16 protein-coding genes are annotated in these 15,056 nt (G+C 73.7%); 9 read left to right on the top strand and 7 right to left on the bottom strand.

The features are described 5' to 3' along the window. Positions 1 to 3: 3 nt before the first annotated feature. From ACH436_RS05280 to ACH436_RS05270, 3 genes are all read right to left on the bottom strand, one after another. A complete protein-coding gene (locus tag ACH436_RS05280; protein ID WP_430559104.1) occupies positions 4 to 975 on the bottom strand; it encodes a heme A synthase in 972 nt (323 codons plus the stop codon). A 96-nt stretch (positions 976 to 1,071) separates the two neighbouring features. Next, positions 1,072 to 1,845: an ABC transporter permease gene (locus tag ACH436_RS05275; protein WP_430559103.1), complete on the bottom strand. Its 774-nt coding sequence runs from the start codon at positions 1,843 to 1,845 to the stop codon at positions 1,072 to 1,074. Continuing rightward, positions 1,842 to 2,873, bottom strand: coding sequence for an ABC transporter ATP-binding protein (locus ACH436_RS05270; protein ID WP_430559102.1), 1,032 nt, complete (start codon positions 2,871 to 2,873; stop codon positions 1,842 to 1,844). The genes ACH436_RS05275 and ACH436_RS05270 overlap by 4 nt, the downstream gene beginning before the upstream one ends. Before the next feature lie 68 nt (positions 2,874 to 2,941). Between ACH436_RS05270 and ACH436_RS05265 the strand changes: the two genes are divergently transcribed. From ACH436_RS05265 to ACH436_RS05225, 9 genes are all read left to right on the top strand, one after another. Next, the gene (locus tag ACH436_RS05265; protein WP_430559101.1) at positions 2,942 to 3,580 is read left to right on the top strand and encodes an HdeD family acid-resistance protein; all 639 of its coding nucleotides are present in this window, start codon (positions 2,942 to 2,944) and stop codon (positions 3,578 to 3,580) included. Positions 3,581 to 3,729: 149 nt separating this feature from the next. Continuing rightward, complete coding sequence (locus ACH436_RS05260; protein WP_430559100.1) at positions 3,730 to 4,515, top strand: helix-turn-helix transcriptional regulator; 786 nt, start codon at positions 3,730 to 3,732, stop codon at positions 4,513 to 4,515. Beyond that, complete coding sequence (sufB, locus tag ACH436_RS05255; protein WP_430559099.1) at positions 4,512 to 5,975, top strand: Fe-S cluster assembly protein SufB; 1,464 nt, start codon at positions 4,512 to 4,514, stop codon at positions 5,973 to 5,975. The genes ACH436_RS05260 and sufB overlap by 4 nt, the downstream gene beginning before the upstream one ends. 1 nt (position 5,976) lies before the next feature. After that, entirely contained in the window at positions 5,977 to 7,203 is a 1,227-nt protein-coding gene (gene sufD, locus ACH436_RS05250; RefSeq protein WP_430559098.1) for a Fe-S cluster assembly protein SufD, read from the top strand. A gap of 7 nt (positions 7,204 to 7,210) precedes the next feature. Next, a complete protein-coding gene (locus ACH436_RS05245) occupies positions 7,211 to 7,558 on the top strand; it encodes a non-heme iron oxygenase ferredoxin subunit (RefSeq protein ID WP_430559097.1) in 348 nt (115 codons plus the stop codon). A 53-nt stretch (positions 7,559 to 7,611) separates the two neighbouring features. Continuing rightward, complete coding sequence (gene sufC / locus ACH436_RS05240) at positions 7,612 to 8,379, top strand: Fe-S cluster assembly ATPase SufC (RefSeq protein WP_430559096.1); 768 nt, start codon at positions 7,612 to 7,614, stop codon at positions 8,377 to 8,379. A 48-nt stretch (positions 8,380 to 8,427) separates the two neighbouring features. After that, entirely contained in the window at positions 8,428 to 9,726 is a 1,299-nt protein-coding gene (locus ACH436_RS05235) for a cysteine desulfurase (protein WP_430559095.1), read from the top strand. Between the two features lie 21 nt (positions 9,727 to 9,747). Next, the gene (gene sufU, locus ACH436_RS05230; protein WP_430559094.1) at positions 9,748 to 10,212 is read left to right on the top strand and encodes a Fe-S cluster assembly sulfur transfer protein SufU; all 465 of its coding nucleotides are present in this window, start codon (positions 9,748 to 9,750) and stop codon (positions 10,210 to 10,212) included. 38 nt (positions 10,213 to 10,250) lie between these two features. After that, entirely contained in the window at positions 10,251 to 10,622 is a 372-nt protein-coding gene (locus ACH436_RS05225) for a metal-sulfur cluster assembly factor (RefSeq protein WP_430559093.1), read from the top strand. Between the two features lie 67 nt (positions 10,623 to 10,689). Here ACH436_RS05225 and ACH436_RS05220 read toward each other — a convergent pair whose 3' ends face one another. The 4 genes from ACH436_RS05220 to ACH436_RS05205 are packed head-to-tail and all read right to left on the bottom strand — an operon-like array spanning position 10,690 to position 14,718. Then, positions 10,690 to 11,856, bottom strand: a complete 1,167-nt coding sequence (locus ACH436_RS05220; RefSeq protein WP_430559092.1) for an alpha/beta hydrolase-fold protein — start codon at positions 11,854 to 11,856, stop codon at positions 10,690 to 10,692. Beyond that, positions 11,853 to 12,626, bottom strand: a complete 774-nt coding sequence (locus tag ACH436_RS05215) for a heme ABC transporter ATP-binding protein (RefSeq protein WP_430559091.1) — start codon at positions 12,624 to 12,626, stop codon at positions 11,853 to 11,855. Before ACH436_RS05215 ends, ACH436_RS05220 begins: the two co-directional genes overlap by 4 nt. Beyond that, entirely contained in the window at positions 12,623 to 13,669 is a 1,047-nt protein-coding gene (locus ACH436_RS05210) for a FecCD family ABC transporter permease (RefSeq protein ID WP_430559090.1), read from the bottom strand. The genes ACH436_RS05215 and ACH436_RS05210 overlap by 4 nt, the downstream gene beginning before the upstream one ends. After that, positions 13,666 to 14,718, bottom strand: a complete 1,053-nt coding sequence (locus ACH436_RS05205; RefSeq protein ID WP_430559089.1) for an ABC transporter substrate-binding protein — start codon at positions 14,716 to 14,718, stop codon at positions 13,666 to 13,668. Before ACH436_RS05205 ends, ACH436_RS05210 begins: the two co-directional genes overlap by 4 nt. Positions 14,719 to 15,056 lie beyond the last annotated feature (338 nt).

The following is a 15,056-nucleotide window of genomic DNA, read 5'->3' as shown; positions in this document are numbered from 1 at the left end:
AGGTCAGGCGCGGGTGCGCAGCCTCAGGACGGCGTTCGCGGTGGCCCACGTGAGGCAGCCGGCGCCGACGAGGTGGAACCCGACGAGCAGCTCGGGCAGCCCGGTGAAGTACTGCACGTAGCCGATGAGGCCCTGGGCCAGGGTGACCGCGAGCAGCACCCAGGCGCCGGTCCGGGCGGCGCCCACGCGAGGCCCGGAGGGGGCGCGGTGCAGCAGCACCAGCAGCACGACGAGAGTGAGGAGGAACAGCCACACGCTCGCGGAGTGGGCGCGCGTCATGGTCAGCGGGTCGAGCGCGAGGCGGTAGCCGACCTCGGTGTCGCCGGAGTGCGGGCCGGAGCCCGTGACGAGCACCCCGAGCGTGACCACGGGGATCAGCAGCAGGCCGAGCAGGGCGCCGACGGTCGCGACGCCGCGGCCCGCGACACGCCGCGGGGGGCCGTCGCCCTCACCGTGCCGGTGCAGCAGGTACGCGCTGAACCAGACCAGCGCCGCGGAGACGCCGAAGTGCAGGGAGACCCAGCCGGGGTGCAGGTGCAGCAGCACCACGATCCCGCCGATGACCGCCTGGGTGAGCACGCCCGCGAGCGGCACGATGCCGAGCGCGCGGTACGACTCGGACCGCCTGCGGTCCGTCCAGACCAGGAGCAGGACCAGGACGGCGACGACGCTGAGCACGCCCGTCATCGTCCGGTTGCCGAACTCGACGTAGGAGTGGATCGAGGACGCCTCGTGGAAGACGGGGGTGAAGTGACCCGGCTCGCACATCGGCCAGGTGGAGCAGCCGAGCCCCGAGTCGGTGAGGCGGACCGCGCCGCCCGTGCCGATGATGAGGATCTGCCCGATGACGTTCGCCAGCAGCACGCCGCGGGTCCACGGGCGGAACCGGGCGAGGCGGTCGGGGCGGTCGGTCCGGTCGGGCGTGGCGCCGGCGCCCGCCTCGGGGGCGGGCACGGCGGGGCTCGGCGAGGTCACGGGTCCACGGTATCGCCAGCCGAACGCCGCTCCGGCGCCTCGGGCGGCCTCGCGGTGTGACCTTGGCCCGGTCGACGACCCGTCAGGGCGACGGCGTCACTGCCAGCGGAAGAAGCGGGCGGCGGCCCAAGAGAAGAGGGCGGTCCAGACGGCGAGCACGCCGAGCGCGAGCGCGGGCACGCCTGTCCCGAGCAGGGCGCCGCGCATCGCCTCGCCGAGGGCGCCCGAGGGCAGGAAGGTCGCGAGGTGCTCGAGCGGACCCGGGAGCTGCCCGGGGGGCACCAGCAGTCCCCCGCCCACGACGAGCAGCACCAGAACCAGGTTGGCGAGCGCCAGCACGCCCTCGGCACGCAGCGTGCCCGCCAGCAGCAGCGCCAGCGCGGTGAAGCACGCCGTGCCGAGCAGCCCCACGCCCGCCGCCGGCAGGATCCCCCCGGCCGCGGGCTGCCAGCCCAGTGCCAGCGCGACCGCGCCCACGACCACGACCTGGACGATCTCGACCGCCAGGACGCCGAGCAGCTTGCCGGCGAGGAGACCCCCACGGCCGAGCGGCGTGGTCGCCAGCAGGCGCAGCACGCCGTTGCGGCGGTCGAACGCGGTGGCGATGGCCTGCGAGGTGAAGGCCGTCGAGACGCAGGCGAGCGCGAGGACGCCGGGCGTCACGAAGTCGATGCGGGCCAGGCCGCCGGTGTCGATCTCGATGACGCTGGTCCGCGTCAGGCCGAGCAGCACCAGGACCGGCAGCACGATCGTGACGAGCAGCTGCTCGCCGTTGCGCAGCACGGCCCGGGTCTCGAAACCGGTCTGGGAGAGCACGCGCCGCCACGCGGGCGCGGCGAGGGCGGGGGCAGAGCCCGTGGTGGTGGTCATCGCAGGTGCCGTCCCGTCAGGTCGAGGAAGACGTCCTCGAGGGTGCGCCGGCCCACGGTGAGCCTGCTGGCGAGGACGTCCTGGTCGGCGAGCCACGCCGTGAGGGCGGCGAGGGCGCGCGGCCCCGCGGGGCCGGTGACGACGTACGAGCCGGCCTGCGGCTCGCTCACCGCCCAGGGGCCGGCCTCGCCGGTGGAGCCCAGGGCGGCCGCGAGGGAGGTCGGGTCCAGGCCCGCTGCGGCGTCGAACCGCAGCGTCCGGTCGTCCTGCGCGTCGGGGGAGAGGAGGTCGGGCACGCTGCCGCTGGCGATGACACGGCCGTGGTCCACCACGTGCACGCGGTCGGCGAGGTCCTCCGCCTCGTCCATGAGGTGCGTCGTGAGGACGACGGCGGTGCCCTCGTCGCGCAGCTCACGCACCAGGTCCCACACGGCGTGGCGGCTCTGCGGGTCCATGCCGGCGCTGGGCTCGTCGAGGAAGACGACCTCCGGCCGTCCGACGACCGCCGCGGCGAGGGACAGCCGCTGGCGCTGCCCGCCCGAGAGGCGGCGCACCGTGGTCCTGGCGAAGGAGCCGAGGCCGAGGCGCTCCCCGAGCTCGCCCAGGTCCCGCGGCGCGGCGTACATCGACGCGACGTGTCGCAGCACCTCGCCGGCGCGGGCGCCGGTGGGCAGCCCGCCGTCCTGCAGCATGACGCCGACGCGCGGGCGCAGCGCGCGGGCGTCCGCCACGGGGTCGAGGCCGAGCACGCGGACCGTGCCGCCGTCGGGGGAGCGCAGGCCCTCGCAGCACTCGACCGTCGTGGTCTTGCCGGCGCCGTTGGGCCCGAGCACGGCCGTGACCGCGCCGGCGTCGGCGACCAGGTCCAGGCCTGCGACGACGTCGCGCCCGTCGTAACGTTTGACCAGGCCCCGCACGTGGACGGCGGCCTCGGCAGCGGGCCGGCCGGCACGGGCGCGCGGGTCCTCGGCAGGGTGCGCGGGCGGCGTGACGCCGTCCGCGCCCGATGGCGCGATCGAGGTGGGCACCGGAAGATTCTACGGACGTCGCCCGGCCGGGCGGCGCACGGTCGTTCGACCCGAGGAGCACGACGGACATGACCTTCTACGCGTTCACGCCGCCTCAGGACGTCGCCGCCCTGGCGCGACGGCTCTGGTACTGGCCGGTGGTGCGGGGCGTGCTCGCGCTGCTGTTCGGGCTGCTGGCGATCTTCCTGCCCGACAAGACGCCGACGGCGCTGGTCCAGGTGTTCGGGGTGTTCGTGCTGGTCGACGGCCTCGTCAGCATCGTGGACGGGATCCGGCGACGCGGCACCTCGGCGGGCTCGGTCAACACGGGCGTCGGGATCGTGGCGCTGGTCTTCGGCGCCCTGCTGCTGCTCCTGCCGAAGGTGTTCCTCGGCGTCGTGCTCATCCTCGTGGCCATCTGGGCGCTGGTCTTCGGTCTGCTGCAGCTGTTCGTCGTCCCGGCGATGCGCCGGCGCGGTGGGGCGTCGTGGGTGTGGAACCTGGTCGCGGGCCTGCTGCTGGTGGCGCTCGCGGTCGTGTGCTTCGCCAACCCGCCCAAGGCGATCGTCGGGCTGTCGATCGTGATCGGCGTGTTCGCCGTGGTCATCGGCATCGTCATGGTCGCCCTGGGCATGAAGCTGCGGCAGCTCGGGCGCCAGGGGACCGGCCCGGGGGCGGGAACCCGCCCCGGCGAGGTCATCGAGGGCCGGATCGTCACCGACGAGTGATGTTCGCGACACCCGGCCCCGAGAGGGTCCCGGTGAGGCTTGCCTTGCTTGACATCCTGGATTACGCAACAAGGATGTTCCCTATATCGACGTCTCCGCCGGGGTGAGGTTTGCCCCTGGTGGTCCACGAGCCGCACGGGGGTGAGCGCATGCCGACGAGCACGACCGACCGCACGCCCGCGCCCGTCGAGCCGCCTGCCCGGGTCGCCCTGGACGGCGCCCCCGAGGCGGACGGCACCACCCGACGTCGCGTCCTCGAGCTCGTCGCCGGCGAGGGGCCGGTGACCGCCGGCGAGCTCGCCGACCGGCTCGGCCTCACCCCGGCGGCCGTCCGCCGCCACCTGGCCTGCCTCGAGGACGACGGCACCATCGCCGTGCACGACGCCGGCCCGGCGTCGGGGCGGCGCGGGCGCCCGGCGCGGCGGTACGTCGTGAGCGCGCGCGGCCAGTCCGACCTCGCCGGCGGGTACTCCGAGCTCGCGGCGCAGGTCATGCGCTACCTGCGCGAGACGGGCGGCACGGACGCCGTGGCGCGGTTCGCCGCCGACCGGTACGACGCCGTCGTGGCGCGGTACGCACCGCGGCTCACGGCTACCGACCCGCAGGAGCGCGCGGAGCAGCTCGCGGGTCTCCTCTCGGCCGACGGGTACGCCGCCTCGGTCCGCCCGGTCGCAGGACCGCTCCTGCCGACCGTCCAGCTGTGCCAGGGCCACTGCCCGGTGCAGCACGTCGCGGAGGAGTTCGGCGAGCTGTGCGAGGCCGAGGCCCGCGCGTTCTCCGAGCTGCTCGGCACCCACGTCCAACGCCTGGCCACCATCGCAGGCGGCGCGCACGCGTGCGTCACGAACGTCCCGACGGTCTCCGTGCACGCCACGCCCCAGAACCTCCCCACCCCGGCCCACCGCACGAGCGGCACGCAGGAAGGAACACGATGAGCGCTCCCACCCAGGACGCCGCCCAGGCGGCTTTGGCGCAGGGCACCGAGAAGCGGTCCGATGACGAGATCATCGACTCGATCGGTGCGTACGAGTACGGCTGGCGCGACAGCGACGCCGCGGGCGAGGCTGCGCAGCGCGGCCTCAACGAGGACGTCGTCAAGAACATCTCGGAGCTCAAGAACGAGCCCGAGTGGATGCGCAAGGCGCGCCTGAAGGCGCTGCGCCTCTTCGACAAGAAGCCGATGCCGAACTGGGGCGCCGACCTCACCGGGATCGACTTCGACCGGATCAAGTACTTCGTGCGCTCCACGGAGAAGCAGGCCGCCAGCTGGGAGGACCTGCCCGAGGACATCCGCGCCACCTACGACCGGCTCGGCATCCCCGAGGCGGAGAAGCAGCGCCTCGTGGCCGGCGTCGCCGCCCAGTACGAGTCCGAGGTCGTGTACCACCAGATCCGCGAGGACCTCGAGGCCCAGGGCGTCATCTTCGTCGACACCGACACCGGCCTGCGCGACTACCCGGAGCTGTTCCAGGAGTACTTCGGCACGGTCATCCCTGCCGGTGACAACAAGTTCGCCGCGCTGAACTCGGCCGTGTGGTCGGGCGGCTCGTTCGTCTACGTGCCGCCGGGCGTGCACGTGGAGATCCCGCTGCAGGCCTACTTCCGCATCAACACGGAGAACATGGGCCAGTTCGAGCGGACGCTGATCATCGCGGACGAGGGCTCCTACGTGCACTACGTCGAGGGCTGCACCGCGCCGATCTACTCGAGCGACTCGCTGCACTCCGCGGTCGTCGAGATCGTCGTGAAGAAGAACGCCCGCGTGCGCTACACGACCATCCAGAACTGGTCGAACAACGTGTACAACCTGGTGACCAAGCGCGCCACGGCCGCCGAGGGCGCCACCATGGAGTGGGTCGACGGCAACATCGGCTCCAAGGTGACCATGAAGTACCCGGCGATCTACCTGCTGGGCGAGCACGCCCGCGGTGAGACGCTGTCCATCGCCTTCGCGGGCGAGGGCCAGCACCAGGACGCCGGCTGCAAGATGGTGCACGCCGCGCCCCGCACGTCGTCGTCGATCGTCTCGAAGTCGGTCGCCCGTGGCGGTGGCCGCACGTCGTACCGCGGCCTGGTGCAGGTGCTCGAGGGCGCCAAGCACTCCGCGTCGACCGTGCTGTGCGACGCGCTGCTGGTCGACCAGATCTCCCGGTCCGACACCTACCCGTACGTCGACGTCCGCGAGGACGACGTGTCCATGGGGCACGAGGCGACGGTCTCGCGGGTGAGCGAGGACCAGCTGTTCTACCTCATGTCCCGAGGCATGGAGGAGACCGAGGCGATGGCCATGATCGTGCGCGGGTTCGTCGAGCCCATCGCGCGCGAGCTGCCCATGGAGTACGCGCTCGAGCTCAACCGCCTCATCGAGCTGCAGATGGAAGGGTCCGTCGGCTGAAATGACTGCTACCACTGATCTGTCCACGGATCACTCCCGCGCCGTGGCCGACGGCGCCCACTCCCACGGCGTCGTGCCGGCGGGCTCGCGCGCCGAGCGCAAGACGTCGTTCGACCTGGCCGACATCCCCGTGCCCACCGGGCGCGAGGAGGAGTGGCGGTTCTCGCCCGTCGCGCGGCTCCAGCCGCTGTTCGGCGAGGAGCACGGCGCCGGCGGCGTCCTGACGACCGTCGTCGAGGCCCCCGAGGCCAAGGTCGAGATCGTCGGCAAGGACGACCCGCGCCTGGGCACGACCGGCAAGCCGGGCGACCGCACCGCCGTGACCGCGTGGAACGCGGCCACCGAGGCGACCGTCATCACGCTCCCCGCCGAGGCCGTCGCCAGCGACGTCACCTCCGTGCGGGTCGAGGGCGCGACGAAGGACCTCACGGCCCAGCACCTGCTGGTGCACGCCGAGCACCACGCCGAGGGCGTCGTCGTCCTCGACCACCGCGGTGACGCGACCCTCAACCAGACCGTCGAGATCGTCGTCGACGAGGGCGCGCACCTCACCGTCGTCAGCGTCCAGGACTGGGCCGACGGTGCCGTGCACGCCTCCAGCCACCGTGCCCGCATCGGCCGCGACGCCAAGCTCAAGCACGTCGTCGTGACCTTCGGCGGCGACGTCGTCCGCCTCACCCCGGACGCCACGTTCACCGGCGAGGGCGGCGAGGTCGAGATGGTCGGCCTGTACTTCGCGGACGCGGACCAGCACCAGGAGCACCGCCTGTTCGTGGACCACGCCGTGCCGCGCTGCAAGTCGCGCGTCACCTACAAGGGCGCCCTGCAGGGCGCCGGCGCCCACGTGGTGTGGGTCGGCGACGTGCTGATCCAGGCCGAGGCCGAGGGCACCGACACCTACGAGCTCAACCGCAACCTGGTCCTCACGGACGGCGCCCGCGCCGACTCCGTGCCGAACCTGGAGATCGAGACGGGCGAGATCGAGGGCGCGGGGCACGCGTCGGCGACCGGCCGGTTCGACGACGAGCAGCTCTTCTACCTCATGGCCCGCGGCATCCCCGAGGTGGACGCGCGCCGCCTCGTCGTGCGCGGCTTCTTCGCGGAGCTGATCGAGGAGATCGGCGTCGAGTCGGTCGAGGAGCGCCTGCTCGCCTCGATCGAGGCCGAGCTCGAGAAGTCGATGAGCGTCATCACCGGCGTCGCGCCGGCGGCCACGACGGCGGAGTGAGGCTCCGATGACGGCTCAGCTGGCCTGCATGGCCGACGACCTCGCCCCCGAGGAGGCCATGCTCGTGGAGCTCGACGGCGCGGACGGGGCCCCGGTCCCGGTCGCCGTCGTCCGCGACGCGGACGGCGACTGGCACGCCCTGTCCGACATCTGCTCGCACGGGCAGGTCTCGCTGTCCGACGGCGAGGTCGAGGGCTGCCTGGTCGAGTGCTGGCTGCACGGCTCGCAGTTCGACCTGCGCACCGGCAAGCCGGTCCAGCTCCCCGCGACGCAGCCCGTGCCGGTGTACCCGGTGACCGTCGACGGCGACCGCGTCCTCGTGGACGTCGACGAGCGGCTCGCCGTCGCGTCGTGACCGCCTCGACCACCCCCACTCTTCGCAGCAACACAGACCTGGAGACACGAAGCATGCCCACCCTGGAGATCCGCGACCTGCACGTCAGCGTCGAGACCAAGGAAGGCGCCAAGCCGATCCTGCGCGGCGTCGACCTGACCATCAACTCGGGCGAGACGCACGCCATCATGGGGCCGAACGGCTCCGGCAAGTCGACCCTCGCGTCCGCTCTCGCCGGCCACCCGAAGTACACGGTGACCTCCGGCACCGTGACGCTCGACGGCGAGGACATCCTCGCGATGACGGTCGACGAGCGCGCCCGCGCCGGCCTGTTCCTCGCCATGCAGTACCCGGTCGAGGTGCCCGGCGTGTCCGTGGCGAACTTCCTGCGCACCGCCAAGACCGCGATCGCCGGCGAGGCGCCCGCCCTGCGCACGTGGGGCAAGGAGGTCAAGGGTGCGATGGAGAACCTCCGCATCGACCCGACCTTCGCCGAGCGCTCCGTGAACGAGGGCTTCTCCGGCGGTGAGAAGAAGCGCCACGAGATCCTGCAGATGGAGCTCTTCAAGCCGCACTTCGCGATCCTCGACGAGACCGACTCCGGCCTCGACGTCGACGCCCTGCGCGTCGTCTCCGAGGGCGTGAACCGCGCCAAGGCGAACACCGACGTCGGTGTCCTGCTCATCACGCACTACACGCGCATCCTGCGCTACATCAAGCCGGACTTCGTGCACGTCTTCGTCGACGGCAAGATCGCCGAGGAGGGCGGCCCCGAGCTCGCGGAGCAGCTCGAGGAGAACGGCTACGACAAGTACGTCGGCACCGGCGCGACGATGGCCTGACCTCCTCGTCGAGAAGCCTCGACCAGGAGCCGTCACCAGGAGGACAGCATGACCACCACCGACACCGTGCGCCCGTCGCTCTCCGCGGCAGAGCTCGCGGCCGTGCGGGCGGACTTCCCGCTGCTCGGGCGCACGGTGCGGGGTGGCCGGCCGCTCGTCTACCTGGACTCTGCCGCGACCTCGCAGAAGCCGAACGTGGTGCTCGAGGCCGAGGTCGACTTCTACGAGCAGCGCAACGCGGCCGTGCACCGCGGCGCGCACCAGCTCGCCGAGGAGGCGACCGAGGCGTTCGAGGACGCCCGGACGGCCGTGGCGGGCTTCGTCGGGGCGGACGAGGGCGAGATCGTCTGGACGCCCGGCGCGACCGCGGCCCTCAACCTCGTCGCCTACGCGTTCTCGAACGCGACCGCCGGGCGCGGGGGAGCCGCCGCCGAGCGGTTCCGGCTCGCCCCGGGCGACGAGATCGTGGTCACGGAGGCGGAGCACCACGCGAACCTCGTGCCGTGGCAGGAGCTGTGCGCCCGCACCGGCGCCGTGCTGCGGTGGTTCGGCGTCGACGACGACGGGCGCCTCGACCTGTCGGACGTCGCGGGCGTCATCAGCGACCGCACGCGGGTGGTGGCGTTCGGTCATGTCTCGAACGTGACCGGCGCCGTGGCTCCGGTGGCCGAGCTGGTCGCCGCCGCGAAGCGGGTCGGTGCGCTCACGGTGCTCGACGCGTGCCAGTCGGTGCCGCACCTGCCGGTGGACCTGCACGCGTTGGACGTGGACTTCGCCGCCTTCAGCGCGCACAAGATGCTCGGGCCCACGGGCGTCGGCGCCCTGTACGGCCGGCGCGAGCTCCTGGAGGCGATGCCTCCGGTGACGACCGGCGGGTCCATGGTCGAGGTCGTGACCATGGCCGAGACGACCTACGCCCCTCCGCCGCAGCGGTTCGAGGCGGGCACGCAGATGGTCGCGCAGGCCGTCGGCATGGGCGTGGCCGCGCAGTGGCTGGGCGAGCTGGGCATGGACCGTGTGGCCGAGCACGAGCGTGAGCTCGCGGCCGAGCTGGTGCGCATCGGGGAGATCCCGGGCGTGCGGATCGTCGGCCCGGCCGACGCGCAGGACCGGCTCGCCGTCGTCTCGTTCGTCGTGGACGGCGTGCACGCCCACGACGTGGGGCAGGTGCTCGACGACAAGGGCATCGCCGTGCGCGTGGGGCACCACTGCGCGCAGCCGCTGCACCGCCGGTTCGGCGTGGCGGCGACGGCCCGCGCGTCCGCCTCCGTCTACACGACCACCGAGGAGATCGCCGCGTTCCGGGAAGCATTGACGGGCGTGCGCGCGTTCTTCGGTGTGGACTGACGGCAGGCGGAGAGGAAAGCAGTGAGCTCGCTCGAGCAGATGTACCAGCAGGTGATCCTGGACCACGCGAAGCGCCCGCACGGCCGGGGGCTCGTGGAGGCGCCCGGCGACCACCGGGCGGGGGAGTCGCACCAGGTCAACCCCACGTGCGGCGACGAGATCACGCTGCGTGTGGACGTCGACGGGTCGACGGTGGCCGGGGTCTCGTGGGAGGGGCAGGGCTGCTCCATCTCGCAGGCCTCCGCCTCCGTGATGACCGAGCTCGTCACCGGGCACGACCTGGCCGACGTCGCCCGCCTGGACGCCGTCTTCCACGACCTCATGGCCTCGCGGGGCAAGGGTCTGGACGACGAGGACGCGCTGGACGCCCTCGGCGACGCGAGCGCGTTCACCGGCGTCTCGCAGTACCCCGCCCGTATCAAGTGCGCGCTGCTCGGCTGGGCGGCGCTCAAGGACTCGCTGGCGCGCAGCGGCGCGCTGGGCTGAAGCCGACCTGAACCTGAGCCTGAACCTGAGAGGACACGATGACCGAGAACACGACCGACGCGGTCGCCCCGCCCGTCGCCGAACCGGCCGCGGCCCCCACCCCCACCACGGCGGCGGACGTGGAGGAGGCCCTGCGCGACGTCATCGACCCTGAGCTGGGCATCAACGTCGTCGACCTGGGCCTCGTCTACGGCATCCAGGTGGACCAGAACAACATGTCCACGATCGACATGACGCTCACGTCGGCGGCCTGCCCGCTCACGGACGTCATCGAGGACCAAGCGGGCACCGCGCTCGAGGGGCTCGTCGACGGCTTCCGCATCAACTGGGTCTGGATGCCGCCGTGGGGCCCGGAGAAGATCACCGACGAGGGCCGCGAGCAGCTGCGCATGCTGGGCTTCAACGTCTGACGTCTCGCGCCGCAACGGCTCGACGAACGTGACGGCCGCGGGCACGCCAGCGGCCCGGACGCAGGGCTCAGGCGAGCAGGCCGGCCACCGCCTCCACGGTGCGCGGCACCCACCACGCCCAGTCGTGGCCGCCGGACACGACCTGGGACGACACGTCCGCGCCACGGAGCAGCAGCCCGCGGGCCAGCTCCTCCGTCGCGCCGGTGCCCTCGTACCGGCCGGCCTGGAGGCGCAGCCGCACCCGCGGCGCGACGCGCGCCAGCGGCTCCAGGAGCGCGCCGGGCGCGTAGCGCCACAGCGACGGCGACTGGGCGACGGCGGCGCCGACGGCGTCGGGGAATCGGGCGGCGGTGAACAGCGCGGTCAGGCCGCCGAAGCTCGACCCGGCGACGACGGTGCGCCGGGGGTCGGGGTCGAGCCGGTGCCCGCCCAGCCCCTCGCGCCGCAGCCGTGCAACCAGCACCTCGCCCACCCAGCGGGCGACCCCGCCGGGCACGCCGAGCACGCGGGCGCGGTCCGGGCCCGAGGCCACCATGACCACCGCGGTCGGCGGCAGCGCCCCGGCGGCGACGGCGTCCGCGAGCACGCGCGCGGTGCCGAGCCGCTCCGCGTGCGCCTCGCCGTCGAGCAGCACGAGCAGCGGCAGCGGCTCCCTGGCGAGTCGCTCGGGCGCCCACCACCAGGCGCGCGGCTCGTCGTCGCCCGTGGCGAGCCGGTGCGGGACGGCGGAGGTGTCGCCGAAGCCGTCGAGCCAGGGCCGCTCGCCTGCCCCGGGCAGCCACAGGACCGAGCTCGCCAGCCCGCGGCCGGCGCCGTGGCCGCGCGGGTTGAGGGGGTCGGTCCGGCCCGGGGTGTCCGGGTCGCGCAGGCCGCGGGACCACCAGCCCGGGTCCTGCCGCCCGTCGTGGCCGCCGTCGTGCACCAGGTAGCGGTAGCTCGCCTCCCAGTCGTCGGGGACGTCGAACGTGCCCTGCCACCAGCCGTCGGGCCGGGGCGCGAGGTCGCAGACGTCCGGGCGTTGCGGCTGCCACCAGCCGCTCGCGGCCAGCGCCACCGCCCGCGCGTCGGGCGCGTGCAGCCGGAACGTCACGTGCGCCCGGCCGTCCGGGCGCAGCACGACGTCGGGGCTGTGGCGGTCCCGCGGCGCCGCCGGCGGTTCCGGTGCCCGGAGCACCTCGACCGTGGTGCGCCCGGCGGGCCGGGGGAGCGGGGTCCAGTCGTCCCAGCCGGTCATACCGGAACCACCAGCGGCAGGCCGGACACCGGGTGGTCGAGCACGCAGACCTTCTGCCCGTAGACCTCGGCGACGCGCTCCTCGGTGATGACGGCGCGCGGGTCGCCGTCGGCGACCAGGCGGCCGCCGTGGAACATGGCGACGCGGTCGGCGTACCGGGCGGCGAGCGAGAGGTCGTGCAGCACGACGACGACGCACGCGCCCGCGTCGGCCAGGCGCCGGGACGTACGCATCACCGCCTCCTGATGGCGCAGGTCGAGCGCGGCGGTCGGCTCGTCGAGCAGCACCAGCGGCGTCTCCTGCGCCAGCACGCGCGCGAAGACCGTGCGCGCCAGCTCCCCGCCCGACAGCGTCGTGGCGTCGCGGCCCGCCAGCTCCTCGAGGTCGGCGTCCGCCAGCGCGGCGTCGACGACGGACTCGTCCCGGTCCGAGGCGCGGTGCGGGATGCGGCCCATCGCGACGATCTCCCGAACGCTGAACGCGAACCGCACGTCGTGCTGCTGCACCATGACCGAGCGCTGCCGCGCGAGGTCCGCGGCCCTCCAGTCGGCGGGAGCGCGGCCCGCGACGAGCAGCCGGCCCGACGTCGGCACCCGGTCCCCGGACACGAGGCCGAGCATCGTGGACTTGCCCGCGCCGTTGGGCCCGACGAGCGCCACGACGCTGCCGCCGTGCAGCTCCAGGTCCACGCCGTCGAGCAGGGTGTGCTCCCCGACGCGGAACCCGACGCCGTGCGCCTGGACGACGGGGACCTGCGCTACCGCCGTCACGATCCCACCCCCGGCCGCTCGCGCAGCACGAGCCACAGGAAGAACGGCGCGCCGAGCGCCGAGGTGAACAGCCCGATCGGCACCTCCGACGGCGGCGCCACGGTGCGCGCGGCGGTGTCGGCGAGCACGATGAGCAGGCCGCCCACCATCGCGGACATCGGGATCAGCGCGCGGTGCGCGGGCCCGAACGCCATCCGCACGATGTGCGGCACCACCAGGCCGACGAACCCGATGATCCCCGCGAAGGCCACGGTGACGGCGGTGAGCAGCGCGGTGACGACGACCAGCACCGCCCGGGCCCGCGTCACGTCCAGCCCCAGGTGGCGGGCCTGCCGCTCGCCGAGGGTCAGCATGTCGAGGCGCCGGTGCATGGCGACCAGCACGGCGACGCCGGCCACCACGACGACGGCGCCGATCGCGAGCTCCGTCCAGTCCACGGAGGCGAGCGAGCCCATCTGCCAGAACACGATGTCGCGGAGCTGGTCGTCGTCAGCCATGAAGGTGCAGAACCCGGTGACCGACGCGCACGCGGCGCCCACCGCGATGCCCACCAGCAGCAGCCGGGACGTGCCGGTGCCGCGGCCGGGCCGGGCGAGCGCGTAGATCAGGGCGGTGGCGAGCAGGCCCCCGGCGAACGCCGCGGCGGGCACCGCCCAGGTGGAGCCGGCGGCGGGCAGCGCGACGATCGCCAGCACCGCCCCGGCGGACGCGCCGCCGCTCACGCCGATGACGCCGGGGTCGGCGAGCGGGTTGTTGAACAGGCTCTGCAGCGCCGCGCCCGACGCCGCGAGGGCCGCGCCGGCCAGCGCGCCGAACAGCACGCGCGGCATCCGCAGGTCCATGACGACGGTCGTGGCGAGGCGATCGCCGCCGTCGCCCGCGCCGAAGAGCTCGTGGGCGACGACGGCGAGCACGTCGCGCGGCGCGAGCCCGATCGGACCGATGCCGATCGAGAGCACGACGGCGGCGAGCAGCAGCACGCCGCCGCCGACGACGCCGGCGACGAGTGGCGCCCGGCGGACGGCGCCGTCGCGCCGGCTCACTCCGCGGTCTCGGCGAGCGCCTGCGCGAGGGCGAGTGCACCGGCGCCGGAGGCCGGGCCGCTCACCTTGATCTGGTCGTCCGGCATGACGATCACGCGGTTCGCCTGGCCGGCGGGGGTGTCGAGCAGCGTCGGGAAGGCGGCGGCGAAGCCCTCGAGCCCGCCCCACTCCTCGAGGTCGGCGGTGCCGAGCAGCAGCACGTCGGGCTCGGTGCTCAGCAGGCCCTCGTCGCTGTAGTCGCGCGAGAACCCGCGCAGCTTCGCCTCGACGCCCACGCTGGTCACGCCCAGCGCCTCGGCGACGTCGGCCCCGGCGGTGCCCGTGCCGACGACGGCGTTCGCGCCGCCCGCGCCGGACGACGTCACCTGGAGCACGCGCAGGTCGCCGAGGTCGGCGGCCGTCTCGGACGCCTCGGCGAGCTGGGCGTCGACGTCCGCGGCGAGCTCCTCACCCGCCTCGTCGACGCCGAGGTAGGACGCGACGGCACGGATCTTGTCGCCGGTGCTCTGCTGGTCGTCGACGACGACGGCGTCCACGCCGGCCTTGCGGAACTGCTCCGCGACGTCGCCGTGACGGGCGGTGTTGTTGCCGATGAACAGGGTGCCGTCGAGCGAGAGCAGGCCCTCGGTGCCGGTCTCCTGGCTGAACTCGTACTGCTCCGGCGCGGCGAGGGAGATCTCCGACGCGCTGTTGGTCGGGGCTGCGTACACGAGGTCGGCGAGGCCCAGGCCGCCGAGGATCTCCGCGACGTCGTCGCCGCCCACGATGATCTTGCTCGCGTCGGTCACGGTGACCTCCGTGCCCGTGCTGTCCACCACGTCCACGGGCAGCGCGGGCTCGGCCTCGACCGACGGCACGTCCGACCCGGCGGCGAAGGTCCAGCCCTCGGGCAGGTTCTCCGGGGCCGGAGCGCCCGCGGCGACGTCGGCCGAGGCGGAGGCGTCGGGCGCGGCCTCGGAGGTGTCGGCGTCGTCCGACGAGCAGGCGGCGAGGCCGAGCGCCAGCGCGGCGACGGCGAGGGACGGGACGAGGCGGGACCGGGTGCGCACTGCGGCTCCTGGTGGACAGGCCGAAACAATCTCGGCGGCGACTAAGGCAAGGCAACCCTAAACAGTTGCTCGATGGTCGCGTAAGCCTCGGGCGAGTGGGGTGGTTCACACCCCTGCGTCATATCCCGGACAGTGCCGTACTCGCGTGCGGGCGCCAGGGCTTGTTCCGGAAGGGGTTGACGGGCGGTCCAGGATGCTTGCAGCGGTGTGCCTGGCACGGCTGCTGCAGGGATCGATGCAACCTGCCCAGCGGAAGTGTCGGGACGGACCAACTCCCACCTCTCCACGGGGCTGGCTACGAGGTACCCAGGCGACGGTGTTGCTGGTCAAAGTCGCGC

Origin of the sequence: Isoptericola sp. NPDC019693, assembly GCF_044389085.1 — a bacterium.
Lineage (GTDB): Bacteria > Actinomycetota > Actinomycetes > Actinomycetales > Cellulomonadaceae > Isoptericola.
This window is presented reverse-complemented; position numbering and strand designations above follow the sequence as displayed.